Raw genomic sequence first — 25,824 nt, 5'->3', positions numbered from 1 at the left:
CGGCGGTTCCGGACTGTTGCGTGGAACGGAGCCCTTGACACGGCGTACGGCACGGGGATTACCCTAACACCACTGTTCAATTAATCATTTCGCTGTGGTTCTGCGGCCGCGGCGCGAGAACCCCCCAGGAGAACGCCGACGATGACGACCGCCCAGCGTCCCGCCGCCACCGGCGCGCTCACCCCCGATCTGCTGAAACCGCTGCTCGCCCGGGCCGCGGCCGGCGGAGCGGCGGCCGTCACGGTGTCCGCGCCGGCCACCGGGGAACAGATCGTCGAACTGCCGCAATCCTCGGTCGCCGATATCGAGGCCGCGTTCGAACGCGCCCGCGCCGCTCAGCGCCGGTGGGCTCAGGTTCCGGTGCGGGAGCGGGCCGCGGTACTGCGCCGTTTCCACGATCTGGTGCTCGCCGAACAGGACACCATCCTCGATATCGTCCAGACCGAGACCGGCAAATCCCGGGCGCACGCCTTCGACGAAGTCGGCGATGTGGCGGTCAACTCCCGGTACTACGCGGCCACCGCACCCAAACTCCTCGCCCGCCGCAATCCGCGCGGCGTACTCCCGGTGCTCACCGACGTACAGGTGCGTCCGCGGCCCAAGGGCGTGGTCGCGGTGATCTCGCCGTGGAACTATCCGCTCGCGCTGGCCGTCTCCGACGCGCTGCCCGCGCTGGTCGCCGGTAACGCGGTCGTGGGCCGCCCCGACAACCAGACCGCGCTCACCGCTTTGTGGGCCGTCGACGCCGCCGTCCGGGCCGGGCTCCCGGAGGATCTGTGGCAGATCGTGCTGGGCCGCGGTTCGGTGATCGGCGGCGAGGTGATCGATCGCGCCGACTATGTCGACTACACCGGCTCCAGCGCCACCGGTCGTACCATCGGCCGCCAGGCCGGTGAGCGTCTGATCGGCTGCTCGCTCGAACTGGGTGGGAAGAACCCGCTGCTGGTGCTGTCGGACGCCGATCCGGCTGCCGCCGCCCGCACCGCGGTCCGGGCCAGTTTCGCCTCGGCCGGTCAGTTGTGTGAATCCATGGAACGTATCTATGTGCACGAGAAGGTCTACGACCGGTTCGTGGCAGAGTTCGTCCCGGCGGTGCGGGCGCTGAAGCTGGGCTCGCCGCTGGACTACTCGACGGATATGGGTTCGCTGACCTTCCCGCGGCAACTCGAGACCGTCCGTGCCCATGTCGACGACGCGGTCGCCAAGGGCGCGACCGTGCTGGCCGGCGGCGTCCACCGCCCCGATCTCGGCCCGTACTTCTACGAACCGACGGTGCTCACCGAGGTGACCGCCGAGATGACGGTGTACCGCGAGGAGACCTTCGGCCCGGTCGTCTCGGTGTACAAGGTCGCCACCGACGACGAGGCCGTGACCCAGGCCAACGACACCCCCTACGGACTCAACGCCAGCGTCTGGACCCGTAGTGCCGCGCGCGGCCGCGAATTCGCCGCGCGGATCAACGCCGGGTCGGTGAACGTGAACGAGGGTTTCATCGCCGCGTGGGGTAGCGCCGACGCGCCGTCGGGCGGTGTCGGGATCTCGGGAACGGGTCGCCGGCACGGTCCGGAGGGACTGCTCAAATACGTCGACACCCAGACCATCGCTGTACAGCGCATGCTCCCGATCGCGCCACTGCCGGGGATGTCGGAGGCGATGTGGGCGAAGACCATGACACTCTACTTCCGGGTCATGAAAACGCTGCGCCAGAAGTAGGCCACTGTTTCCGTTCTCTTCGACGACAAGGATTCGACACCGATGAAATTGGATACGGTGGCCGGTAAGAAGGTACTGATCACCGGGGCCGCCATGGGTCTGGGCAAGCTGTTCGCCACCCGGGCGGTGCGTGAAGGTGCCGCCGCCGTGGTGCTGTGGGATATCAACGAGACGGCGCTGCGCGAGACAGCGGCCGAGCTCAACGCCGTCGGCGGCGCGGTGCACACCTACGTGGTGGACGTCTCCGACGGGGACGCGGTCGCGGCCGCCGCGGAATCGGTGCGCGCGGAGATCGGCGATATCGATGTACTGGTGAACAACGCCGGTATCGTCCGGGGCAACACGTACTTCTGGGAGACCGCGGACCGCGCCGATATCGACAAGACCATGGCGATCAACTCGCTGGCGCCGATGTACGTGACCCGGGAATTCCTGGCGGCCATGGTCGCCGGAACCACCGAGGCCCGGGTGCTCACCATCGCGTCGTCGGCCGGGCTGGTGCACAATCCGCGGATGAGCGTGTACGCAGCGTCGAAATGGGCGGCGCTGGGCTGGTCGGATTCGGTCCGGATCGAGCTCGAGCAGGCCGGTCACGAGCATGTGAAAGTCACGACGGTGTGCCCGACCTATATCGATACCGGAATGTTCGACGGCGCCAAGGGTTTCTGGCTCACGCCGATCCTGGATCAGCACAAGGTCGTCGACACATCCTGGACCGAGATGAAGAAGGGCACGCCGGTCGTGATCCTGCCGTGGACCTCGCGGCTCAACAAGGCGCTGTCCGGGGTCCTGCCGATCAAACTGCGCGATCTGTTCCTGAACACGGTCGGGGTCTACCACTCGATGGACGAGTTCACCGGCCGGAAGTAGTCGCCGGCCGCCGCCCGACCGCCACGGTGGCGTCGAGGTCCGGGGACCGGACGATCCGGGCGACGAGCCCGCTGCCGGTGAGCAGTTCGGTGGCGGCGGGTATCTGATCGACGCCTATCTCGATCAGTACACTGCCGCCCGGCGCCAGCCATTCGGTGGCGTCCGCCGCGGTGCGCCGGGCCAGATCCAGGCCGTCGGGCCCGCCGTCGAGGGCGACCGGGGGTTCGTGATCGCGTGCCTCCGGCGGAAGTCGCGCGATCAGACCGGAGGGGACGTAGGGCGTATTGGCGAGCAGGATATCGATCCGGCCGCGCAGGTCGCCCGGTAGTGCCTCGTACAGATCGCCCTGATGGACCCGCCCGCCGACCGCGGCCAGGTTCGCACGTGCACACGCCACCGCGACCGGGTCGATATCGGCGGCCGTCAATTCCGCCGCGGTGGCGCCGAGTTCGGTGAGCAGGGCCAGGCCGAGTGCGCCCGAGCCGCAGCACAGGTCGACCACGGTATGCACCGGGTGGCCGGCGGCCAGGGCGTGCGCCTCGTCCACCATCAGGGCCGACCGTTGCCGTGGGACGAAAACACCGTCCCGGACACCGACCTCGATGCCGCGGAACTGCACCCAGCCCAGGAGATGTTCCAACGGGGTACCCGCGACGCGACGGGCCAACAGCCCCGCCAGTTCGGTGTCGGAACTCGCCGCGTCGATCAGTAACCGTGCCTCGTCCTCGGCGAATACGCATCCGGCCGCGCGCAACTGCCGGATGATCTCGACGGTGTCGAATGCGGTCATGGGCACAGTCTGTCGATTGCGGGCGTTGTGCGCACCGGAAATACCGGCAGTGGCGACGGAGGCCGGGTCGGCCGGGCTATCGCGCGGTGTCGAATGCCCAGACGGCCGCGGGCCGGCCGGTGGCCTTGGTACGGCGGCGTTCGTCGGTCTTGGACAACCCCGGTATACCCGCGAGGGTCCGGTTGAGGTTCGCGGCGTCGGGTCGGGCACCCAGTAACGAGGTGGCGAGATCGACCGCGCGGGTCGCCGGGAATTCGTCGCCGAGCAGTGCCCGGGTCAGCGCGAGATCTTTCCAGAGCAGGCCCGACAGCAGGCCGCGGGCGGCGTGCACGATGCTGTTGTGATCGAAGGCCAGCGCCGGTGGTTCGTCGAAGGACATCCACTGCGCGGGCCCGTCGTGTGGTCCGGTCACCGCCCACATGACGATCGACAGGGTCGGTCCACGCGGGTCGCGATTCGGCTCGTCGAAGGTCACCAGTTGCCCGACCGGGCCGATGGCGCCGATCGGGACACCGAGTTTGGTGTGCACGGCCCGGCGCGCGGCCTCCACGAGGCGCTCGCCGCGACCCAGCAGCACGCCGGGTAGGGCCACGGCCCCGGTGAAGGGCTCGTGCGGGCGTGCCGCTGTTCCGAATGTGGCCGCGGCGTCCTCGGCCCAGAACCGCAACGCCACGACATCCACCGATACCGCCGATTGGTCCACAGCACCCATACTGCCGTATCCGGCGTCGGGCCGGACCCGTGGGGTATTGTCGTTCTTGAAATAGAGAATTACATTCTTGCCAGAGTTCCGGGAAGAAGGTGCGTGGGTATGGGGTCATCCCGGTCCGACGGGAAAGTGGCGGTTGTGGCGGGGGGCGCGACCGGGCTCGGGGCCGCGACCGCCGTCCGGCTCGGTGCGCAGGGATACCGGGTCGTGGTCGGTGATCTGCGCGAATCCGCGGCGGCGGGCACCGTCGAAACGATCGTCGCGGGCGGCGGCGAGGCCCTGGCGGTTGCCTTCGATCTCGCCGATCCCGGATCGATCGCGGAGTTGTTCGCGACGGCCGGCCGCCGGTTCGGCGGGGTGGATGCACTGTTCAATGTCGGGGCCGATATGCGAACTCTGCGCCACGACACCGATGTCGTCGATATCGATCTCGACATCTGGGACCGGGTGATGACCGTGAGCCTGCGCGGCTACCTGAGTGCCATGAAGAACGCGATACCGTCGATGCTGGCGCGCGGCGGCGGGGCGATCGTCAACATGTCCTCGGCGGCGGCCTTCCAGGGCGAACCGACCCGGCCCGCCTACGCGGCCAGCAAAGCCGGTATCGGCGCGCTGACCCGGCATGTGGCGACCCGGTGGGGCCGCGAGGGTATCCGGTGCAATGCCGTGGCGCCGGGATTCACCGCGACCGACGCGATCCGCTCCGCACCGCAGTGGCCGGATCTGGAAAAGGCGGCACTCGGCCGGATGCACAGTCCGCGGGTCGGTGAACCGGAGGATGTCGCCGCGCTGGTCGCCTTCCTGCTCTCCGATGCGGGCGCCTGGATAAACGGCCAGATCGTCAATATCGACGGCGGGACGATCCTGCGCTGATCGGCGGTGTTCGCGGCCCTTTCCCGTGCGCGGACAGCGCGGGGAACAGGGGCGGTGGCGTATCGGCGATATCGGCCGGTGCGGCCGGGCCCTGCGCGCGGCCCGCCGGCGGCCCGGCTGACGGCAGTCCCGCGCCCGAGAGCAGCGCGAGGGATTCGCCGGGCTGCCGGTCGCGCCGATCGGGGCCGGTCGCGGTCAGCGCCACCGGGAGGCCGAGGTGGTGCTGGAGCCAGCCGGGCAGATCGGCCGGGGACTCGCGATAGACCGGTGCGGCGGTGGCGAGGATCTCGGTCAGCGCCGTCTGATGTGCGAGATCGCGCCAGGTGCCGGGTTCGAGTGTGCGAAGGATCCCGTCCCGGGTCGTGTAACCCGTCGCCACTCGCCCGCCGGCCGCTGTGTCCAGATGGTTGACCACCAGCCCGTCGACACTCCCGCACACCGCGACGGCGTATCGCAGCAGTACCGCGTCGAGATGCCCCTGCCGGAACGCGCCCTGGTATCGACCGAAGTCGTTGTGCGGTTCCGGATATCGCAGGGCCGGGTCCTCGGTGGGGAACGGACCGGCGCCGTGCCGGGTCGTATAGGCGCGGGTGACCCCGAGGGTCACCGCGCGGCCGCCGATCGCGGCCAGTTGCGCGCGGGCATTGCGCGGCTCGACTGTCGACCAGGTGGTGTGCGGATGGAACCCGCGCCATTCGTCGAGCAGTACGCCCTGCGCACCCTCGAACACCAGCCGCCCCCGCCGCGCGAACCGCCGCAGTTCGTCCGCGCCGGTGATCCGCACCGCCGCGCCGAATTCCCGGTAGGCGTCCACCAGCGCGGCGACCGGTTCGTGGTCGTGCCCGCTCGGTACGAGCAGCGGGCGGTAGTGCGCGGCGAGCGCGCGCAGTTTGTGCCGGAGCACTGCGGGCCGGCGGCAGTCCGCGACCCGCGGTGCGTCGTGGTGCAGGGCGTAGGCGGCGGTTTCCCCGATTCCCATCCCGCACGACCCGTGCCGCCCGATTCCCCGAGCGTCCTCGCGGGCCCGGTTGGCCGCGATATGGATCGGGGTGGTGAGCAGAGCCCGCCCGTCCACCGACAACAGTGACAACGGGTCCGCGACACCGAGCCGGGTGAGCCGCTCGGCCTCCGCGGCCAAGGCCAGCGGTTCCACCAGCACATGCTCGGAGAGCAGGGTGGGCACCCCGGCGAAGGTGCCGGACCCGAACTGGGCGAAGGTGTGATGCCGGCCGTCCGCGACCACATTGTGCGCGGCCTGCGCTCCGCCGTTGAACCGCACCACCGCCGCGACGTTCAGATCCGCTTCGGGGGAGCACAGCCAGTCGACGGTCGCACCCTTGCCCGCATCACCGAACCCGAGATCCACCACGATCAGATGGGGTCCGTTCGTATTCTCCGGTACTCCGGAACCGGGTCGTCGCCGCTCAGTGGGTGCCACCGGGCAGCGCCTTCGGCTCCTGCGTGCGCAGCGCCCGCCCGACGGTCTCGGCTTCGGCGGCCGAGCCGATATCGCGGAGGTCGGCCAGGCCCGTGTGCACATCGACCCGGTTCTCCGACAATCCGATCGTGAGTGCGATCAGTTCGCAGACCGCGCCCGGGTCGTCGAGGCGCAGGAAGTTCTGCCCCAGCAGGGTGTGCCAGTGCTGCGCGATCTCCGGATCGTCGTAGTAGGACGACTGGTTCGGCAGGATGTAGTGCACCTGCCAGCGCTGCGCGAGTTCCCGGTAGATCGAGTCGACCGCGATATCGGTGCGGACGTGATCGCCGATCACGGCGCGGATATGACGCGATACCAGGCGTGGTTTGTTGAGCTCGTCGCCGATCAGGAACAGGTATCCCTTCTTACCGCGCTTGTCCCAGGCGTCGGTCACCACGTGTTCGGCCATGAAATAGGTGGCCAGCTCGTAGCTCTCGGACTTCTGGCCGCCGCCACCACCTTCGAGGAGGATATTGCGCAGCTGTTCGTCCATGCGGTTGTCGGATTCGAACTGGCCCACCTGTAGCGGTGCCCGATCGGTATCGGCGTCGCCGATACCGCCGAACATGATCTGCGGATCGTCGGCGTATCCCTTGTCCTTCAGCAGGCCGTGCAGTTTTCCGAGTTTGCCCTGCATGATCATCGGCACCTGCCGCATGGACCCGGTGACGTCGAAGAGTACGGCGATCGGCAGTGAGTTCTCGTGATCGGCCGAATCCCGGCACTCCCGCGCGGATACGCCGAAGGGGTCGAGGTCCGGGTGGACCTTCCAGGTGTCGTGGGGCTGATCGCGCAGGTGCGCGGTGTAGCCGAAATCGTCCATGCCCCGGCTCGCCCGGTAGGCCTTCGCGGCGCGGTAGGCGCTGTGATCCCAGTTTCCGTAGCCCATCTCGGACCTCCTCGATTTCTTTTGGTCATATCGACTATAACGCAGCGGCGGGCGATCGGTCCACCGATCCGGCGCGGGATCCGGTACGCCGCCGCACCCAGCGCCCGGTCGGCCGGGGCGCCGGAACGACCACAGCCACCGCTGACCCGCCCGGGCCGCGGATGGGTGATGGGCGCGCGCGGGCTGGTTATCGTGATCGGGTGGCCGACCGCATTGTGAAGCGCACCGCGAAACTGGCCGACGGCCGGGATCTCATCTATTACGACGACGCCGACACCCGGCTCGGCCCCGAACGCCGGATCGATACCCGGCTGCTGGAGCCCCGGCCGCCGACCGCGGTGATGCGCCAGGATGTGCTCACCGGCGAATGGGTATCGATCGCGGCCGCCCGGCAGACCCGGGTCGTGCTACCGCCGGCCGATCGTGACCCGCTCGCACCGCAGACCCCGGACAATCCCTCCGAGATACCCGACCAGTACGACGTCGCGGTCTTCGAGAACCGGTCGCCGTCCTTCGGACCGGCCCTGCCGGGGGAGGTGACCGGCGACCCACCGGCGCCGACCGGACCGGACGATGTGGCCGCGATCGGATTCGGCCGGGAACGTGTGGCGGTCGGACGATGCGAAGTGGTGTGTTTCAGCCCGGCACACGAAGGGGCGTTCGGTGATCTCGGCACCGGCCGAGCTCGCACTGTGATCGAGGCTTGGGCCGATCGCACGGCGGAATTGTCCGCCCTGCCCGGGGTGCAGCAGGTGTTCCCGTTCGAGAACCGTGGAAAGGCCATCGGCGTCACGCTGCCGCATCCACACGGCCAGATCTACGCCTACCCGTACGTGACACCGCGAACGGCCCGGCTGCTCGATTCGGTCGACCGGCTCGGACCGGACCTCTTCCAGCGAGTGCTGGACAGTGAACGCGCGGGCGGCCGGGTCGTCCTGGCCGGGGAGCGATGGACGGCGTTCGTTCCGTTCGCGGCGCGCTGGCCGATCGAGGTGCATCTGCTCCCGCATCGGCAGATCCCGGATCTCGCGGCCACCGACGAGGCCGAGCGAGATGAGCTGGCGACCCTCTATCCGCGGCTCCTGCGCGGGATCGACGCCCTTTACGACGATCCGACCCCCTATATCGCCGCCTGGCATCAGGCGCCGGTCCGTACCGGCCGCGACACTGTCCGCCTGCATCTGCAACTGACCTCGATCAGGCGGGGTAAGGACAAGATCAAATATCTGGCGGGGTCCGAATCGGCGATGGGGGCGTTCATCGCCGATATCCCACCCGATGCGGCCGCCGCCCGGATCCGGGCGGCCGTGGCTTCGGTCTGAGCGGCTACTCGGATACGCCGATCACCGCGCCCGGCGAACGGCCGGGCGCGGTGATCGCGATATGGGTCAGCGGCTGACGCTGAGCTGGAACGTCCGCGTCGCATCCAGATAGATGCTGTACTGGGCCTGTTTGCTCGGTGGGGGCAACTGGGAGACCAGCTGGTTGAGCGAGGTGGTGGCACCCACCACCGGGATCCCGGCGACGTACAGATCCGCCACCGCCCGCCGGATATGGTTCGGTGAGGTCACCGCCACCGCGCTGTTGGCGCCCACGTTGTGCAGGATATCGGCGCTGAACAGCGCGTTCTGCACCGTCGAACCAGCCCGGTCCTCCACATGGATCCGCTCGGCGGGGATACCCCGGCCGATCAGCCAGCCGGCCATGGCCTGGGCCTCGGTGATCCCGTTGCTGGGATTGTTACCGCTCACCACGATCGGCGAGAGCGGTGAGGCGATGGCCTGCAGCCACGCCGCTTGCAGTCGTTCGACGAGCTCGGGACGCGGCGTCCCGTCGGGCAGCAGCCCGAAGCCGAAGACCACGATGCCGGTCTGTGGCCCGACCAGTGCCGGAATCGGGTTGGGGAGAGTGGCGACGCCCGCGCTGACCGCGTGCAGGACGCCGTCGGTGCCGGCGGCCATCCCGCCGTCGACGGCGCGCAACCGGCCCATCGCATCGTTGAGGGCCGGGAGATCGCCCGCGTAATGGGACCAGATCGCCTGCAGGGACAGCGCCTCGGCATCGGTCGGGTCGCGACCGATGAGATCCTGCAGCGCGGCTCGGCCGGCGGCGGAATCGCCGTCGGTGAAATGACGCTGTGCGGTGTTGTAGAGAGAGTCCGTTTCGGGACTGGCCTGGGCCGGCGCGCCGGTGAAACCGGCGAGCGTGATACTTGTCGCGGCGGCGGTAACCGCCACCAGATACTGCAGAGCTCTTCGACTGTGCACTTCGGCGACACCTTTCCACGGGTGGAGGCGGGTGATCGTTTGTGTGAACTTGCGGGGGTGCGGTATGTGGCAACCCACCATAGGTCCGGTCTCGGCCGGAACCCGGTATTTACAGCTGTCCGATTGGGGACATGTCCCGTGAACCCGCTGGCTACGGCACAGCGGGGCGTATCGGTGCCACCGACACACTAGTGCCCGGCGATGCGCGGGCCGCGGGTGGGGTCCGCCCGGACGGGACCGTTAGGGTGGACATCCGTGGATACCGCATCGTTGACCGGGAAAGACCTCGCCGCCGCCATCAACGCGGATACGACCGCGCGGGCGAAGACGCTGACCGAGCGGGCGGGCCGGGCCCCGCGGCTGGCACTGGTGGTCGCCAACGACGATCCGGCCAGCGCCTGGTACGTGAACTCGCTGAAGAAATCGGCCGCCAACCGCGGAATCGATTGCGATACTGTGGATCTCGGTGCCGATGCCTCCGCCGACACCCTGCGCACCGAACTGTCGGTGCGCAGCGCCGACCCCGATACCGACGCCATCATGCTGCAGACCCCGCTGCCGACGGGGGTGACCCTCGACGATGTGTCCCCGGCGATCGCCGCCACCAAAGACGTCGACGGTGTCAGCCCGTTGTCGCTCGGACTGCTCGCCGCGGGATCGGCCGGTTTCGCTCCGGCCACCGCCGAAGCGGTGGTGGAGTTGCTCGAGCATCACGGAGTCGCGTTGGAGGGCCGGCATGTGGCCGTCGTCGGGCGGTCGAATGTCGTCGGCAAACCGCTGGCGCATCTGTTGCTCGCGAAGAACGCGACGGTCACCGTCTGCCATTCCCGCACCACGAATCTGCCGGCGATCACCGCGGCGGCCGATATCGTCGTCGCCGCCGCGGGCCGAATCGGACTGGTGACCGGCGCCAACGTGCACGCGGGGGCCGTGGTGATCGATGTGGGTACCAATGAATCGGCCGACGGGAAGATCGTCGGTGACGTCGACGCCGAGTCGGTCCGGGGCATCGCGGGCGGGCTGAGCCCGGTCCCGGGCGGGGTCGGGCCCGTCACCACGGCGCTGCTCATGCGCCATGTCGTGATCGCTGCCGAACGGGCGCGCTGATCGGCGCCGATCCGCTGGGTCATCGAGGTTCGAGGCCGGGCGCACGGGGTAGCGCTAGGGTGTGTGCGGCCGTCGGCCCACACTCGCAGTCGAGTTAAGGTGACATGGTGAACGTCGAAGTGACACCCTTGCCGGGAATAGGCGTACGCAAGGATTTTCCGCTTACCGCTGTACGCCGGCGGATCGGGGTCGTCGACCACAAGGACGGGACGATCGATCTGATCTTCACCAGGATCGGCGACCCCGACGCCACCACGCAGATCCCGATGACCGAGGCGGAGGCCGGTACCCTCGCCAATCTGCTGGGCGCGCCGCAGCTGGTGGGCCAGCTGCGCAACGAACACCGGGATATGGACGGCGTGAACACCCGGCAGTTGCCGGTGAGCGAGAACTCGCCCTACGACGGCCGGACGCTGGGCGAGACCCGGATGCGTACCCGGACCAAGACCTCCATCGTGGCCGTGATGCGAGCCGGTCAGGCGATGCCGGCCCCCGGTCCGGATTTCGTTTTCACCGGTGGCGACGTATTGATCGTCGTGGGGACCTCGGACGGTCTGGACAGTGCCGCGGATATCCTGAAAGACGGCTGAACCTGTAGCGATGAATGCAACCACGCTGGCGATGATCCAGCTGGGGGCGGTGTTCTTCGGGCTAGGAGTGCTCGGACGCATCGCGGCCCGGATCGGCATGTCCCCTATCCCGTTGTATCTGGTGGGTGGACTGGTATTCGGGGAAGGGGGTTTCTTCGGATTACACGAGGCCGACGAGTTCATCCATCTCGCCAGCGAGATCGGTGTGGTCCTGCTGCTGTTGCTGCTGGGGTTGGAATACAGTGCGGCCGAACTGTTCACCGGGATGCGAAGATCCTGGATGGCCGGTCTGCTCGACCTGGTCCTGAACACCACACCCGGTGTGGTGGTCGCGTTGTTGCTGGGCCTCGGCCCCACCGGTGCGCTGGCCATGGCCGGGGTCACCTATATCTCCTCGTCCGGAATCATCGCGAAGGTCCTCAACGACCTGGGCCGGCTCGGTAACCGGGAAACCCCGGTGATCTTGTCGATCCTGGTCTTCGAGGATCTCGCGATGGCCGCATATCTGCCGGTCCTGACCGCGGTGCTGGCCGGCCTCGGGTTCGTAGCGGGTCTGCAATCGCTGGGGATCGCCCTGCTCGCGGTGACGGTCGTGCTCGTCGTCGCCTTCCGCTACGGCAAGTACGTCTCCGCGATCGTGGCCAGCGACGACAACGAGATCTTCCTGCTGAAACTGCTCGGCTCGGCACTGCTGATCGCGGGAGTGGCCTCCGCACTGCAGGTTTCGGCCGCGGTCGGCGCGTTCCTGCTGGGCATCGCGATCTCCGATACCACCGCGCACAATGCGACCAAGATCCTGGAACCGCTGCGGGATCTGTTCGCCGCCATGTTCTTCGTCCTGTTCGGCCTGACCACCGATCCGCGCAGTATCCCGCCGGTCCTGGGCTGGGCGATTCTGCTCGCGGTGATCACCACCGTCACCAAGATCGCCACCGGCTGGTGGGCCGCCGCACATGCCGGATCATCGCGGCTGGGTCGCGCCCGGGCCGGCGCCGCACTGGTGGCGCGCGGCGAATTCTCCATCGTCATTGCCGGTCTGGCAGTGGCGGCGGGAGCGGTTCCCGACGAATTCGCCGCCCTGGCAACGACCTATGTGCTGTTGATGGCATCGGTGGGCCCGATCGTGGCGCGTGTGGTGGAGCCGGTGTTGCGTATCGTCACCCGCCAACCCAAACCCGAACCCGATACCGCCGACGAATAACCGGTTGCTGCTCAGAGGGCGGTGTACCCGCCGTCGACGAGATAGCCGGATCCGGTGACGAACGAGGCGTCCTCGGAGAGCAGGAACGCGATCACCGCGGCGACCTCTTCGGCCCGGCCGAACCGTTTCAACGGATGTTTGTTCTCCAGGAATTGCCGGGCCTCGGCAGGCATTTCGGTGAGTGGGGTGGCGATCACACCCGGCTGCACCGCGTTGATCCGCAATCCGGTCGCGCCGTATTCCACCGCGGCGGCCTTCGTCATACCGAGTACCGCGTGTTTCGAGGCGGTGTACGCGGATCCGGGTGCGTCGGTGGCGACAGTGCCGTGCACCGAGGACATATTGACGATCGCGCACCGGTGCGGACCGGCGGCCAGCATGGCCGGGATCTGGTATTTCATCCCGTACACCACCCCGTCGCAGTTGATGGACATGAGCAGCCGCCATTTCTCGGCATCCAGTTCCCCGATGGGCCCCGGACTCACCCCGATCCCGGCATTGTTCACGGCCAGATGCAGCGCGCCGAAGGTTCCGATCGCGAAATTCACCGCCGCTTCGTGGTCGGCGAGTTTCGAGGTGTCCTGGGCGATGGCCGCCGCCGTACCACCGGCTTCCGTGATCTCCCCGGCGACCCGCTCGACCGCCGCGAGATCCACGTCGCCGAGTACGACCTGCGCGCCCGCCCCCGCCAACCGCAGCGCCGTCGCCTTCCCGATACCGGAACCCGCGCCGGTGACCAGAGCGACTTTCCCGGTGAACTCCGCCATATCTCCTCCGCGATGTCGGTGACAGCAGGGGACTGCAGGTGCGGGCTCGGGAGCCCGTCGCGCCGGGCCCGCAGGGTGTTCGGTCTCGCGTCGTACTCATCGCGCGGTATCAGGAATCGACCGGCCGCGTCGCCGTACGCTACCGGCCGATTTCCCGCGCGCCGAGTCACGATGTTCGGCGGCGAGTCGGTCCACTCCGCCGGTGGACCGATTACGCGACCCGTAGATGCGGAATTCGCCCGCCGTTCTCGACGGCCGAGGCCGGGGCCGTGCCGACAGCTCGCGTTCCCCGAGCGGGCACAGGATACCGAAACGTTGCGTGGTCGGTGGTCCGGCACTGGGCCACCGACAGAGCCGGGACCCCACTCGGACCGCCGAGGCGCATTCCCGCGCACATCGTCGGCGGACGCAGAACCGGACTGCCCGGGGCACGTCGGTGGCCGACCGGTTCGGATCGCACGACCGGCACCGGTTCGCGCCGGGACCGCTACCGCGCCGGCGAGCACTCCCGATTCCCCCGACCCCGCGGCGCCGGAGGCGACGCCGAAAATCCGGATCCGCCGATCGGCCCCGCGGCGAGGAGGTCGATCGGCGGATCGGGGGTGCCGCCGCTCAGGCCGCGGCGGCGTGGCGCAGTGATCCGATCGCGACGTCGACATCGTCGACGTCGACGACCAGCCGGGTGTAGTCGGTTCCGCGGAGGTCGATGCGGACGGCGTTGCCGCCGAAGAGGGTGTCCCAGAACTCTTTCCGGCCTTTACCGCGGAATGTGCCCGCGGCGATGGCGCCCGGGAAGAAGGTTCCGGGTGCGCGCACCCAGGGCGGGCGGCGATCGATCTCGGCCGGTTCGACGGCTGTGATGTTCGCGAGGTCGAAGGTGATGTGGTCGGTCAGCGAGAGCACTCGATGTGCGCCGCGGACGTGAACAGTGACGGTGGTGCCGGTGATCTCGAAGTCCACCATGGGTTCCTCCCTGATGCCGAGTTCCGCTCGTCCGATTCCAGGATGCCGCCGTGGTCTGGCCATTGGCTGTGCTGCGGCTGTGAAAATTCTCAGGTTCCGTCGGCGGTCAACCCATTGATCGGTGGCGGCCGGTCGGGTGTTTCGCCGGAGTCGGTGTATTTGTCGGAGATCACGTCGAACGCTGAGGTGGCGCGGTGTGGGCGGTATCGGTCAGACTCGTCGGTGTGGATCAGAAGTCATGCGGATGGAAGGCCGGGGGCCGGATCATTCGGGGGCCCGGTGAAGACCCGGCCCGGTATGTGTGGATCCGGGGTGGGATGCGATGACTGCGCTCGCTCCGGGGGAGAACCGGCCCGCGCCGGGTGATCGGCTGACAGTGACGGTGACCTGCTCCGCGCCGGTAGACGTTTCGGCGCTGTTGCTCGCCGCTGGTGGAAAGGTGAGATCCGACGGCGATTTCGTCTTCTTCAATCAGCCGGTCGGTCCGGGGGTGACCTACCGGCACGGGCAGGGCGGCGGTGATGCGGTCGATGTGCAGACTCCCGCGCTACCCCCCGATATCGACAAGGTCGTGGTGACCGCGAGCTTGGACGGTAGCGGCCCGCCGACGTTCGGTTCGGTGGGGTCGCTGACCGCGACGATCGCCGGACCGCAGGGCACGCTCACCTTCCCGGTGTCGAAGCTGAGCACCGAGACGGCTGTGGTGTGTGTGGAGATCTATCGCCGGGCGGGTGCGTGGAAGGTGCGGGCCGTCGGGCAGGGGTACGACAACGGGCTGGCGGGTATCGCCACCGATTTCGGGGTGAATGTCGACGACGAGCCCGTGCCGCCCGCGCCGCCGTCGTCGCGCACCGATCCCACAATGGTCGCGAATCCGATTGCCGGACAGCAGTATTCGCCTCCACCACAGCAGGGGTTCCCGGCGCAGCAGGGCGTTCGGCCGCAGATGCCGGATGGTCGGGCGCAACCCGGTTATCCCGCCGCACCGCCGGCTGCCGGATATCCGCCGGCGCCGGGACCGGGCTACCCGGTTCCGCAGCCGGCGTATCCATCGCCGGCTGCCCCGCCTCCCGTTCCCGTCCCGCAGATTCCCGCTCATTCTTCTCAACAAGGAGCTCAGCCGATGCACAGCGAGCTGTTCGACCCGCGTCATGCCGAAGTGTCCGGAATGGGCATCCAGAAGCAGGGCAGCAAGATGATCAAGGTCGGCGTGAACGGGGAAACGCTGGTCCGGTCCGGGTCCATGGTCGCGTATCAGGGTGAGCTGCATTTCCAGGCGCTCGGGTCCGGTGGTATCGGCCGCGCGATCCAGCAGCGGCTCACCGGCGAGGGCGTGCCCTTGATGAAGGTTTCCGGACGCGGCGATCTCTTCGTCGCCAACGGTGCGGCCGATGTGCACATCATCGATCTGGACGGTACCGACGGACTCACCATCAACGGGTCCAATGTGCTCGCTTTCGATCCGACACTGGGTTACGACATCCGGATGGTGCAGGGCGCGGCCGGATTCGCCAGTAATGCCGGTCTGTTCAACTGTGTGTTCAGTGGCCGGGGCCGGATCGCCATCACCAGTCACGGCAGTCCGGTCGTGCTCAATGTCGATCAGCCCACCTACGCCGATCCGCAGGCGGCCATCGCCTGGTCCTCCAGTCTGCAGACCGGGGTGAAGCGCAACGATTCCTTCGGGCTGGGCCGGTTCATCGGACGCAGTACCGGCGAAGGGATCACGCTGGCCTTCTCCGGCCGGGGGTTCGTCATCGTGCAACCTTCGGAGCTGCCACCCGGGGGGATGCTCGCCGGAACCGGCGGTGGACAGGAGGCCGGGCAGAGCGGCGGGTTGCTGGGCGGTCTGCTCGGGTAGTCTGCGACGCTCCCGGGGCGCGGTGGCGGTGCCGCCGGGGCCTGGGTGTGGTATCGACGTCCTATGGTGATGCGGTCCCGGTACGACGTGGTGATCGTGGGCGGCGGGCACAACGGCCTCGTCGCGGCGGCGTATCTGGCCCGCGCCGGACAATCGGTACTGGTTCTGGAGCAGGCCGGGACGGTCGGCGGCGCGGCGGTTTCGGCGCGGGTGTTCGACGGGGTGGATGTGCGCCTGTCGCGGTACTCGTACCTGGTGAGTCTGTTACCGGACCGGATCGTGCGCGATCTGGGGTTGCGGTTCCGCACCCGGAAGCGGCGGATCTCCTCTTATACCCCGGCCGGGTCGTCGGGGCTGCTGATCGACAATCGGTCGCCCGCGGCCACCCGGGCCGGTTTCGCGCGGGTCACCGGATCGGATCGTGAGTTCGAGGCATGGCAGCGCTTCTACGAGATGACCGGCGAGGTGGCCCGGGCAGTTTTCCCGACGCTCACCGAACCGTTGCCGACGCGCGCGCAGTTGCGGCAGCGAGTGAGCGACCGGGCGTGGGAGGAGTTGTTCGAGCGGCCGCTCGGCGAGGCCGTCGAACAGTACTTCGCCGACGATCTCGTCCGCGGTGTGGTGTTCACCGATGCGCTGATCGGCACATTCACCCACGCGCACGATCCGTCGCTGCTGCAGAACCGGTGTTTCCTGTACCACGTGATCGGCGGCGGCACCGGTGACTGGAATGTGCCGGTGGGCGGAATGGGTGCGCTGACCGACGCGTTGGCCGACGCGGCCCGTTCGGCGGGCGCGGAGTTGGTGACCGCTACCGAAGTCACCGAGATGTCGACCGACGGGCATATCGCGGAGATCACCTTCGCGGGGGCGGCCGACGGTACGGTGGCGGCGCGGTACGTGCTGATGAATGCTTCGCCCACCGAGGCGGCCCGGCTGCTGGGCGAGTCCGCCGGCCGGGAACCCGAAGGCGCGCAGCTGAAGATCAATATGGTGCTGGAGCGGTTGCCGCGGCTGCGTGATACCGGCGTGGCCGCCCGGGATGCGTTCGCCGGGACGTTCCATATCGCCGAATCCTATGAACAGCTCGAACTGGCCTATCGCGAGGCGGCGGCCGGCCGGTTGCCCACGACCCCGCCCGCGGAGATCTACTGTCATACGCTGACCGATCCGGGAATCGCCGCCCCCGATGCGGGCGGATCGCCGCGGCACACCCTCACCCTGTTCGGCTTGCACACTCCGGCAAGACTTTTCACCGAACGTCCGGAAGCGGCGAAGGACGCCGCGGTGACCGCGACGCTCGCCGCGCTCGATGCCGTACTGGCCGAACCTCTGCAGGACTGCCTGGCCCGCGATTCCCGCGGCGACCTGTGCTGCGACGTCGCCACACCGGTCGATCTGCAACGCTCGCTCCGGCTTCCCGGCGGGCATATCTTCCACGGTGACCTGTCCTTCCCCTATCTCACCGGGGCGGCGGATACGCCCGCCCAGCGCTGGGGTGTGGATACCGGTCACGCGAATGTGCTGCGGTGCGGTGCGGGCGCGGTGCGCGGAGGCGGAGTGAGCGGAATCGGCGGGCACAACGCGGCGATGGCCGTCCTCGAGGAAACCACCGGCCAGCGTCCGGGAAATGCCGGGTGAATTCTGACCGGAGAATCGGCGGTGCCGCTCACCGGTGGGAGTATCCGAATACTTTGTGGCGGTAGCGTTGTCGGCTGTGGATCGGCCCGGCGGGTCGTTTCGATGTCATGCCGGCGCCGAGGGAGAAATACGTGGCACTCGATACCGTTCCGAAGCACAGGGCCCCCGAGGACAAGGCGGCCCGCGAGCAGAAAGCGATCCGTGAACTCGCGGGCCGGCTGGCGGCCGCCTATTCCGAGAATCGTTCCGCCGACGAGGTGGACATCGCGATCAGATCCGCGCACGAGAGTTTCGCCGGAAGTTCCGTGCGCGATTTCGTCCCCATTCTCGTGGAGCGGATGGTGCGCCGGGACCTCGAAACTCCGGCGGCTACGGAGACCGCCACCACCGCGCCGCCGACCGTCGCGCCGGTGTCGGCGGGGAAGGCGACCGATGCGCAGACCCACGGGGAACATCCCGAGACCGCGCGTCCGCGCGGCCTGACCACCGATCGACGCCGGTTGTTCGCACTTGCGGGAGCCGCGGGTGTGGTGGCGGTGGGCGCGACCGCCTGGGCTGTATCCCGTCCGGATTCGGCGCCCGCACCGGCGGCGCCGGTGGCCGGAGCGCCGCTGAAGAAGATCACCGGGGTGGTCGGATCGGAGAAGACGGCGTTCTTCGGCGACCCGCGGGTCGCCGATGTCTTCGCCGCGCACGGATACGACGTGCGGGTGGAGGCGGCCGGCTCGCGGGAGATCTCGACGTCGGTCGATCTGGCGGGCCGCGCGTTCGCGTTCCCGTCCAGTCTGCCCGCGGCCGAACGGTTGAAACGCGAGGTCGGGGTGAGCACCCAGTTCGTGCCGTTCTACTCGCCGATGGCGATCGCCACGTTCACCCCCATCGTGCAATTGCTGGACGCGGCCGGAGTCGTGAAATTCGACGGCCCCGCGCCCACCCTGGATTTCTCGGCCTATATCGATCTGGTGCAACGCGGTGTGCAATGGGACGAGCTGGCCGGTAACACCTCCTACCCGGTGGGTAAGAATATCCTGGTCAGCACCACCGATGCCCGCACTTCCAATTCGGCGGCCATGTATCTGGCGGTGGCCAGCTATGTCGTCAACGATCACGCTGTGGTGCGCGGTGCGACGGCCGAACAGCATGTGCTGCCGACACTGCAGCGCCTGTTCCTCGCGCAGGGCTACACCGAGGGGTCCAGTGCGGGCCCGTTCGAGGAGTACCTCACTGCGGGCATGGGGCCCACGCCGATGACCTGGATCTACGAGGCGCAGTACGTGGCGGCAGCGGTCGAGAAGCGGTTGCGCCCGGATATGGTCCTGCTGTATCCGTCGCCGACCGTGCTGTCCCGGCATGCGGTCGTACCGTTGACGCCCGAGGGGGAGGAGGTGGGTGCGCTGCTGCACAACGATACGGAGCTGCAGTCGCTGGCCGCCGAGCACGGTTTCCGGACCGGGGATGTGGCTCGCTTCGACGAAGTGGTGAGCGAACACGATGTGGCGGTTTCCCCGGATCTGGTCGATATCGTCGATGTTCCGGCCTACGAGACCCTCCAGCATCTGGTCGACGGGGTCGCCGCGGCCTACCGGTGACCGGGCGGACGGCGTCGCGCGGCAGCCGTCCGCCACCGGACTTCACAGTTGTGCGGCGACCTCGTCGGCGATGAGCGCGAGGTGATCCAGATCGGCCAGGTCCAGGATCTGCAGGTAGATCCGCTCAGTGCCGATCTCGCGATACCGGCCGATCTTGTCGGCGACCTCGGCGGGGGAGCCGGCCAGCCCGTTGGTACGCAGTTCGGCCACCTCGCGGCCGATCGCGTCGGCCCGGCGCGCGATCTCGGCCTCGCTCGACCCCACACAGGCTACGAGTGCGTTGGAGTACACCATGCTGTCGGCCGCGCGGCCCTGCGCTGCCACCGCCGCGCGCACCCGGTCGAACTGGGCGGCGCTCTCGTCCACCGACACGAAGGGGATATTGAACTCGGTCGCGTACTGCGCGGCGATCCGCGGCGTACGTTTCGGGCCCTGCCCGCCGACGATGACCGGTACGGGCTGCTGGACCGGCTTCGGCAGGGCGGGTGATTTCACCAGCTCGTAGTACTTACCGGTGAAATCGAAGGTTTCCCCGAGCCGGGTCTCCCAGAGCCCGGTGATCACGGCCAGCTGCTCTTCGAAACGGCCGAACTTGTCTTCTGGGAAAGGTATCCCGTACGCGGTGTGCTCGTCGGCGAACCAGCCGGTCCCGAGTCCGAGCTCCACCCGGCCGCCCGACATCTGGTCGACCTGCGCGACCTGGATCGCCAGCGGACCCGGTAGCCGGAAGGTGGCGGCCGTGACGAGGGTGCCGAGACGGATGCGGCTGGTCTCCCGGGCCAAGCCGGCCAGTGTGATCCAGGCGTCGGTGGGGCCGGGCAGACCGTCCACCGAGCCCATGTGCAGATAGTGGTCGGAACGGAAGAATGCCCCGAAGCCGAGGTCCTCGGCGGCGCGGGCCACGTGCAGTAGCGTCGGGTAGTCGGCGCCCTGCTGTGGTTCGGTGAATATTCGCAGTTCCATAGGTCTCATCGTGCCGCACCGTCCGCCGGCCACGTCGGGTGGCGCCCGGGTGGGGCTCAGGCGGCGGGACCGGTCATCCTGGTGGGCAGGACCCGGTCGGACCAGCCGCAGGGGAGTGCGCAGCTGGCGATGACGACGGTTTCGACCTCGCCGTTGTCGAAGACGCGCCGGGTGGATTCGGCGCGGGCGGGATATCCGCAGGCGGCGCATTTGCCGAAATAGTCGAGGATCTCGTCGATCCGGGTGATGGCCACCCGGCGTCGGGTCTCGTGCATCAGGGGTCCTCCGCGGTCGGAGCGAGTGATATGTGGCCGAATGTAGTTCGCGCACAACGGGCGTGCGGGTGGAGTGCGTGGGCGCTGGGAGTTCTCACACCTGGATCGGCGGCCGGGTTGGACAACCTCCAACAGTGGTTCGCGCCGGCCGGGCGAACGCTCGGCAACCGGCTTCGTGACCTGTCACAGAGCGCTGCTACTCGCTGGTAACAACTGTGCCGCCGCGCTAGTGTGAGAGACGTTACAGATGGGTTACCCCGCCGGCCCAGTTGTTCGTTGCGGGCCGACGAGAAGTTGCGGGAGTTGGTTACCGACGTCATCGATCTGGTCGCGGAGATCCCCGCTGCACGCGCCGCCGTCTGGGATCTGCTCCTCGACCCGCAGACCTATCCGCGCGTGTTCACCGGTATCGGCGCATGTGCGCGACTGGACGTTCCCGGCGAGCAACCCGAACTCGAATTCCGTATCGGTACAACGGAATCCGGTATCCGGGTGCTGCGCGTCCGGATGGTGACCGGCCGGTGGTACGAGAGCCTGGAACTGCATACGCCGGAGATCGGGAGTTTCGCGGCGCTGCGGATGTACGGAGAAGGTGACCGTTGCACGGTATCGATCACCTACTTCGCCCCGGGCCGGGTGCACCGCGATATCACCGGTCTGTCGAACTCGGCTGTCCAGGACTGGACCGCCAAGGGTCTGCGCCGGATCGCCGATATCCTGCGGGGCGCGCGCACATCGACGGTGGTGAACGGGGAAGGGTCACTGGTGCGGCTGCAGCTCGAGGTGCTGCGCCAGGTCACTGTCAGCGGGGTGGTGCGGACCCGACCCAACGCGGTGATGAAACAGCTGCTCTCGCTGAACAAATGGGGCTTCAACCTGGCCGGCGGGTACGCGGCCGGGGCCGCGCATTCTCCCGGCCGGGCTGCCGTGATCGACGATCGGGGCATTCGGACTTTCGCCGATATGGACCGGCGCAGCGATGCTCTGGCCGGGGCGATGGCGGCCGTGGGACTCGGCGCGGGCGACGCGATCGGCCTGCTCTCGCGCAACCACGCGGGCATGGTCGAAACCATGGTCGCTGCCGGCAAACTCGGTGTGGACGCCGCGCTGCTCAACGCCGGCCTGTCCGCGCGGACCATCGAGCAGATCGTGCAGCGGCACCGGCTCTCGGCACTATTCGTCGACGGCGACCTCGAAGAGCTGGTGCAGTATCTGCACGACGATATCCCCCGGTACAACACCGATCTGCGGCCGCCGTTCCCCGAGCGGTACACCCTCGAGGATCTCGTCGAATCCGGGGCGGACGATTTCCGCCGGCCCACCCGGCCCGGCCGGCTGATCGTGCTCACCTCGGGCACCAGCGGGATCCCGAAAGGTGCCCGCCGGCCACATCCCAAGGGATTCGGCACCATCGCCGCGCTGCTGTCCCGGATCCCGATGGAGATGGAATCGACCATGCTCATCCCGGCTCCGCTCTTCCACACCTGGGGGCTGGCCGGATTACAGCTGAGCACCGCGCTGCGATGCACGGTGGTATTACCGGAACGTTTCGACGCCGAGGACTGTCTGCGGGCGGTCGCCGAACACGGGGTGACCACCATGATCGTGGTGCCCACGATGGTGAACCGGATCCTCGATCTGCCCCCGGCGGTACGCGCCCGTTACGACACCTCCAGCCTGCGTCATGTCATCAGTTGCGGGGCGCCGCTGGCGGGAGTCACCGTACTGCGGTTCATGGACGCCTACGGCGATATCCTCTACAACGTCTACGGATCCACCGAGGTCTCCTGGGCGACCATCGCCACCCCCGAGGACCTCCGCTTCGCACCCACCACCGCCGGCCGGCCGCCGCTGGGCACCCGGGTCTCGGTGCTGGGGCCCGATCACAAACCGGTGCCGATCGGTGCGACCGGGCATATCTTCGTCGGCAATCACATGCTCTTCGACGGTTACGTCAACTCCGCGCCGCCGGATGAGGCGCACGGCATGCTCGATACCGGCGATCTCGGATATTTCGATGTCAACGGACGACTGTTCATCGCCGGGCGGGACGACGAGATGATCATCTCCGGCGGCGAGAACGTCTTCCCGAGGCCGGTGGAAGAAGCACTCGCGCATCTGCCGCAGGTGAGCGAGGTCGCGGTGGTCGGCGTCCCGGATCCCGAGTTCGGCCAGCGGTTGGCGGCCTTCGTGGTGAAACATGAAGGAGCCGGACTGGACTCGGATATGGTGCGCACCTATATCCGGCATCGGTTGAGCCGGTTCTCGGTGCCGCGCGATGTGACCTTCCTGCCGGCGTTGCCGCGTGGGGAGACCGGGAAGATCCTGAAATGGCTACTGGCCGGACGGCCGGACGGGGAACTCCCGCCGTCGGGTCTGGGCGGACCGGTCGTCACCGGGTAGCACGACACCGGGCGCCGCTGCGCGCGGAGACGATATCGGACGCGTGAATGCCGGTGTGATGCCGGGTTACCCGATGATCACCGCGACATGGAGTTATCCATGGTTGCCGGTGGCCGTCCGCGCGGCGGGATGCGGTCGCGGGACGGGACAACGGGTGCGGGGGCCACGGTGGGTCGGGCGGCGAGGGGTAGATTCAGCAGCCGCACAATCAATCGGTCGGGAGAGGCATCCTCCGTGGTAGTAGTTTCCGTGCTCACCGGACTGGCTGTGGCGTGGGCGATCGCCGGGCTGCACTGGTACGTGTGGCGGCGGCTGGTGCGCGACACCACCCGGGACGGATCCCGCTGGCGGATACCCGGCGCCGGGGTGGCGGCGATCGGTGCGTGCGCGATGTGCGGTGCGTTCGCGGTGATGTTCACCGGAGTGGACCGGGCATCCTGGCGATGGCTGACCTGGCCCGGATTCCTGTGGGCCGCACTGTTTCTCTATCTGCTGCTCGGTGTACTGGCCGGTGAGGTCGTACGCCCGCTGCTGTTGCGGGCGCTGGTGCGCCGGGACGCCGGCACCGCCGCACCCGCCACCATCGCACCGGCGGAAAGCGCGGTCGCTCCCGCATCCGTCGCGGCGGACGCGCCGCCGCAACCGGTCGGCGCCGCCGTCGGGGAGATATCGGGCCCGGTTGTGCCACCCGGCGATATCGGGGCTTCGGCGGCGCCCGGGGTCGCCGGACCGGCGCCGGTGCCATCGGATGACGCGTCGGTGCCGTCGGGGCGCCGGCCGCTCTCGCGGCGGATGCTCGTCTCCCGGCTGGCGGCCGGGGCGACTGTCGTGGCGGCCGGTGCGATTGTCGGTACCGGCACCTACGGGGTGGTCGACGGACCGTCGGTGCGCCGGGTGACCGTGCCGCTGGCGAAACTGCCCGCCCGGGCACACGGTCTGCGGATCGCGCTGGTCAGCGATCTGCATCTGGGTCCCGCGCTGGGCCGGGCATTCTGCGAGCGGGTCGTGCGCACGGTGAACGACACCCGGCCGGACCTGATCGCGGTCGCCGGTGATCTCGCCGACGGCACGGTCGCGGATCTGCGGGCCGAAACCGAACCGCTGGCCGGCCTCGTCGCGCCCCTGGGCGTCTACTTCGTCCCGGGAAATCACGAGTACTTCTCCGACGCCGACGATTGGCTCGCCCGGGTGGGGGAGCTCGGGATGAAGGTGCTTCTCAACGATCGGGTGTCGCTGCCGGATTTCGATCTCGCCGGTGTCGACGACCCCCGGGGGACCGCGGTCGGCCGGGGGCCGGATTTCGCCGCGGCCCTGGACGGCCGGGATACCGGCCGGGCCTGTGTCCTACTGGCCCACCAACCGGTGGTGGTGCACGAATCGGTGGCCCACGGGGTGGATCTGCAATTGTCCGGACATACCCACGGCGGTCAGCTGTGGCCGGGCAATCTGATCGCGCGGCTGGCCAATCCGACGGTCGCGGGCTTGGAACTGTACGGGGGAACGGCGCTGTACGTGACCCGCGGCGCCGGTGCCTGGGGGCCGCCGGTGCGGGTGGCTGCTCCGTCGGACATCACAGTGCTCGAACTGGCGTCGCTCCAGGGGGTCTGAACCGCCGCCGGAGTCAGAGGTGGGTGAGCAGTTTCTCCAGCCGTTCGATCCGGGGTGTCTGCACCGGGGTGAACTCGGGGGGATGGTGGATCTCGACGCTGAGCCGGTCGTCGTAGGTGCTGATGATGCTGGTGCCGCCGCCCGCCTGTGGGGGGCGGCGTCCGGTCGGGTCGGGTTTGGCGATCATGGTGGTGCGGAAATCGTGGATCCGCAGGGTCGGCACCGAGATCCGGGGTAATCGGCCCCAGTTGGTGGTCATCACGGTGTCGAACGGGTTCGCCGGTGGGGCCGCCAGGGTATCGGGGAGCTGCAGCGGCGTCTGCTGGATATAGCCGGAGGCCAATCCGGCGCGTAACGCGTGGAAGACGCCGTGCGCCAGCGTGGTGAGCGTGCCTTCGGTGCCGAGTCGTGGCCGGTAGCCGGCGAAACCCAGCACATTCGTTCCTTCGGTGGGGCCGATCCGCGGCCGGACCCGGCGGCGCAGGTCCACCGAATACGAACACAGCAGTTCGTGCACCGGCAGCTGCCGGGCCTCGGATTCGGTGAGCAGCAGTGCCGCGGCGACCAGGCTGTGCACCGTCACGCCCGCACGGTGACCGTAGGCGACCAGCTCGGCGGTTTCTGCCCGGCCGAGCCGGCAGCGCGTGGTGAGCAGCGGCGGGTATCGGTTCTCGTTCGCGGCGAGTGCGTCCGCCGGCGGCAGGGGTGGGGCGATGCGCGGCGGTGCGGCGCCCCCCGGGACCGGGCGCCGCACGACACCCCGCGCGGTGAGCAGATCCTCCACCGGCATCGGTTGCCCGGTCGGCGGGAGTGTGGGTATCCGCCCGGCCGTGGCGGCCACATAGCAGTGCCACAGGCGTTCGAACAGTTCCAGCGCGTGGGTGGCGTCGGCGATGCTGTGATGGACCAGCAGGGTGACACTCGCCGTATCGCCGGACCGGACCACGTGCAAGGTGCCGAGGGCTCGGCGCTGATCCGGTTCGGCGCCGGTGAGCAGCTGCTCCGGATCCCCGTCGGCGACGGTCAGCACGATCTCGGGGGGACCGGAGGTCACCAGGGTGTGCCCGACGGGCTCGGTCGGTGCGAGCTGAGCGCCGAGGATGGGATGGGTCCTGACCAGGGCTTCGAAGGCAGCGGTCAGGGCGCTGAGGTCGAGCTTTCCGGACATTCGGGCGCAGTATCCGACGAAAACTTCGCTGAATGCGAAGATCTGTTCGCTGGGCGCGAGCGGGCGGATGACAGTTGCCGCGGTCATGGTTGGTGCCTTC

22 protein-coding genes are annotated in these 25,824 nt (G+C 68.5%); 12 read left to right on the top strand and 10 right to left on the bottom strand.

The features are described 5' to 3' along the window. Positions 1-141: 141 nt before the first annotated feature. Together ACWCPQ_RS04335 and ACWCPQ_RS04330 are read left to right on the top strand one after the other, a co-directional pair. Entirely contained in the window at positions 142-1,713 is a 1,572-nt protein-coding gene (locus tag ACWCPQ_RS04335) for a succinic semialdehyde dehydrogenase (protein WP_449894600.1), read from the top strand. Positions 1,714-1,755: 42 nt separating this feature from the next. After that, the gene (locus tag ACWCPQ_RS04330) at positions 1,756-2,583 is read left to right on the top strand and encodes an SDR family NAD(P)-dependent oxidoreductase (RefSeq protein ID WP_449894598.1); all 828 of its coding nucleotides are present in this window, start codon (positions 1,756-1,758) and stop codon (positions 2,581-2,583) included. Here ACWCPQ_RS04330 and ACWCPQ_RS04325 read toward each other — a convergent pair. Further along, positions 2,567-3,373, bottom strand: a complete 807-nt coding sequence (locus ACWCPQ_RS04325; RefSeq protein ID WP_449894595.1) for a putative protein N(5)-glutamine methyltransferase — start codon at positions 3,371-3,373, stop codon at positions 2,567-2,569. The two genes, ACWCPQ_RS04330 and ACWCPQ_RS04325, sit on opposite strands and share 17 nt — an antisense overlap. A gap of 76 nt (positions 3,374-3,449) precedes the next feature. Beyond that, positions 3,450-4,076 (bottom strand): NUDIX hydrolase, encoded by a 627-nt coding sequence (locus ACWCPQ_RS04320; RefSeq protein WP_449895507.1) that lies wholly within the window; start codon positions 4,074-4,076, stop codon positions 3,450-3,452. A gap of 108 nt (positions 4,077-4,184) precedes the next feature. Between ACWCPQ_RS04320 and ACWCPQ_RS04315 the strand changes: the two genes are divergently transcribed. After that, entirely contained in the window at positions 4,185-4,955 is a 771-nt protein-coding gene (locus tag ACWCPQ_RS04315) for an SDR family NAD(P)-dependent oxidoreductase (RefSeq protein ID WP_449894593.1), read from the top strand. On the opposite strand, the gene ACWCPQ_RS04310 is transcribed toward ACWCPQ_RS04315, so the two are convergent. Both ACWCPQ_RS04310 and ACWCPQ_RS04305 read right to left on the bottom strand, forming a co-directional pair. Further along, positions 4,924-6,330, bottom strand: coding sequence for an adenylosuccinate synthetase (locus ACWCPQ_RS04310; RefSeq protein WP_449895505.1), 1,407 nt, complete (start codon positions 6,328-6,330; stop codon positions 4,924-4,926). The two genes, ACWCPQ_RS04315 and ACWCPQ_RS04310, sit on opposite strands and share 32 nt — an antisense overlap. A 49-nt stretch (positions 6,331-6,379) precedes the next feature. Continuing rightward, entirely contained in the window at positions 6,380-7,321 is a 942-nt protein-coding gene (locus ACWCPQ_RS04305) for a hypothetical protein (RefSeq protein ID WP_449894591.1), read from the bottom strand. A gap of 161 nt (positions 7,322-7,482) precedes the next feature. On the opposite strand from ACWCPQ_RS04305, the gene galT reads away from it, so the two are divergent. After that, a complete protein-coding gene (galT, locus tag ACWCPQ_RS04300; RefSeq protein WP_449894589.1) occupies positions 7,483-8,643 on the top strand; it encodes a galactose-1-phosphate uridylyltransferase in 1,161 nt (386 codons plus the stop codon). Positions 8,644-8,709: 66 nt separating this feature from the next. Here galT and ACWCPQ_RS04295 read toward each other — a convergent pair whose 3' ends face one another. Further along, the gene (locus ACWCPQ_RS04295) at positions 8,710-9,588 is read right to left on the bottom strand and encodes a YdcF family protein (RefSeq protein WP_449894587.1); all 879 of its coding nucleotides are present in this window, start codon (positions 9,586-9,588) and stop codon (positions 8,710-8,712) included. 255 nt (positions 9,589-9,843) lie between these two features. On the opposite strand from ACWCPQ_RS04295, the gene ACWCPQ_RS04290 reads away from it, so the two are divergent. The 3 genes from ACWCPQ_RS04290 to ACWCPQ_RS04280 all read left to right on the top strand — a co-directional run bounded on the left by ACWCPQ_RS04290 (position 9,844) and on the right by ACWCPQ_RS04280 (position 12,486). Continuing rightward, a complete protein-coding gene (locus tag ACWCPQ_RS04290) occupies positions 9,844-10,695 on the top strand; it encodes a bifunctional 5,10-methylenetetrahydrofolate dehydrogenase/5,10-methenyltetrahydrofolate cyclohydrolase (RefSeq protein WP_449894584.1) in 852 nt (283 codons plus the stop codon). A gap of 107 nt (positions 10,696-10,802) precedes the next feature. Further along, positions 10,803-11,285, top strand: coding sequence for a cation:proton antiporter regulatory subunit (locus tag ACWCPQ_RS04285; RefSeq protein WP_449895503.1), 483 nt, complete (start codon positions 10,803-10,805; stop codon positions 11,283-11,285). A gap of 10 nt (positions 11,286-11,295) precedes the next feature. Next, positions 11,296-12,486, top strand: a complete 1,191-nt coding sequence (locus ACWCPQ_RS04280) for a cation:proton antiporter (RefSeq protein WP_449894582.1) — start codon at positions 11,296-11,298, stop codon at positions 12,484-12,486. Between the two features lie 11 nt (positions 12,487-12,497). On the opposite strand, the gene ACWCPQ_RS04275 is transcribed toward ACWCPQ_RS04280, so the two are convergent. After that, a complete protein-coding gene (locus tag ACWCPQ_RS04275; protein ID WP_449894580.1) occupies positions 12,498-13,253 on the bottom strand; it encodes an SDR family NAD(P)-dependent oxidoreductase in 756 nt (251 codons plus the stop codon). Positions 13,254-13,865: 612 nt separating this feature from the next. Beyond that, positions 13,866-14,216: a hypothetical protein gene (locus ACWCPQ_RS04270; protein WP_449894578.1), complete on the bottom strand. Its 351-nt coding sequence runs from the start codon at positions 14,214-14,216 to the stop codon at positions 13,866-13,868. Between the two features lie 322 nt (positions 14,217-14,538). Between ACWCPQ_RS04270 and ACWCPQ_RS04265 the strand changes: the two genes are divergently transcribed. The 3 genes from ACWCPQ_RS04265 (at position 14,539) to ACWCPQ_RS04255 (ending at position 19,307) form a co-directional block, all read left to right on the top strand. Beyond that, positions 14,539-16,077: an AIM24 family protein gene (locus ACWCPQ_RS04265; RefSeq protein ID WP_449894577.1), complete on the top strand. Its 1,539-nt coding sequence runs from the start codon at positions 14,539-14,541 to the stop codon at positions 16,075-16,077. 63 nt (positions 16,078-16,140) lie between these two features. Continuing rightward, on the top strand, positions 16,141-17,718 hold the full coding sequence (locus ACWCPQ_RS04260; protein WP_449894574.1) for a phytoene desaturase family protein: 1,578 nt from the start codon (positions 16,141-16,143) through the stop codon (positions 17,716-17,718). Between the two features lie 131 nt (positions 17,719-17,849). After that, entirely contained in the window at positions 17,850-19,307 is a 1,458-nt protein-coding gene (locus ACWCPQ_RS04255) for a three-helix bundle dimerization domain-containing protein (RefSeq protein WP_449894571.1), read from the top strand. Between the two features lie 42 nt (positions 19,308-19,349). Here the strand turns inward: ACWCPQ_RS04255 and ACWCPQ_RS04250 are convergent, their stop codons facing one another. Together ACWCPQ_RS04250 and ACWCPQ_RS04245 are read right to left on the bottom strand one after the other, a co-directional pair. Further along, positions 19,350-20,270: an LLM class F420-dependent oxidoreductase gene (locus tag ACWCPQ_RS04250; RefSeq protein ID WP_449894569.1), complete on the bottom strand. Its 921-nt coding sequence runs from the start codon at positions 20,268-20,270 to the stop codon at positions 19,350-19,352. Between the two features lie 56 nt (positions 20,271-20,326). Continuing rightward, the gene (locus ACWCPQ_RS04245) at positions 20,327-20,545 is read right to left on the bottom strand and encodes a hypothetical protein (RefSeq protein WP_449894567.1); all 219 of its coding nucleotides are present in this window, start codon (positions 20,543-20,545) and stop codon (positions 20,327-20,329) included. 303 nt (positions 20,546-20,848) lie between these two features. On the opposite strand from ACWCPQ_RS04245, the gene ACWCPQ_RS04240 reads away from it, so the two are divergent. Together ACWCPQ_RS04240 and ACWCPQ_RS04235 are read left to right on the top strand one after the other, a co-directional pair. Further along, positions 20,849-22,948 (top strand): AMP-binding protein, encoded by a 2,100-nt coding sequence (locus tag ACWCPQ_RS04240; protein ID WP_449895502.1) that lies wholly within the window; start codon positions 20,849-20,851, stop codon positions 22,946-22,948. 234 nt (positions 22,949-23,182) lie between these two features. Further along, complete coding sequence (locus ACWCPQ_RS04235) at positions 23,183-24,556, top strand: metallophosphoesterase (RefSeq protein ID WP_449894565.1); 1,374 nt, start codon at positions 23,183-23,185, stop codon at positions 24,554-24,556. 13 nt (positions 24,557-24,569) lie between these two features. On the opposite strand, the gene ACWCPQ_RS04230 is transcribed toward ACWCPQ_RS04235, so the two are convergent. Next, positions 24,570-25,811 carry a phthiocerol/phthiodiolone dimycocerosyl transferase family protein gene (locus ACWCPQ_RS04230; RefSeq protein ID WP_449894562.1) on the bottom strand — a complete coding sequence of 414 codons (1,242 nt, stop codon included), beginning with the start codon at positions 25,809-25,811 and terminating at the stop codon, positions 24,570-24,572. Between the last annotated feature and the right edge of the window lie 13 nt (positions 25,812-25,824).

It is taken from the genome of Nocardia sp. NPDC001965 (assembly GCF_053594175.1).
The sequence above is the reverse complement of the archived record's forward strand: the minus strand, read 5'-3'. Positions and strand labels throughout refer to the sequence as shown.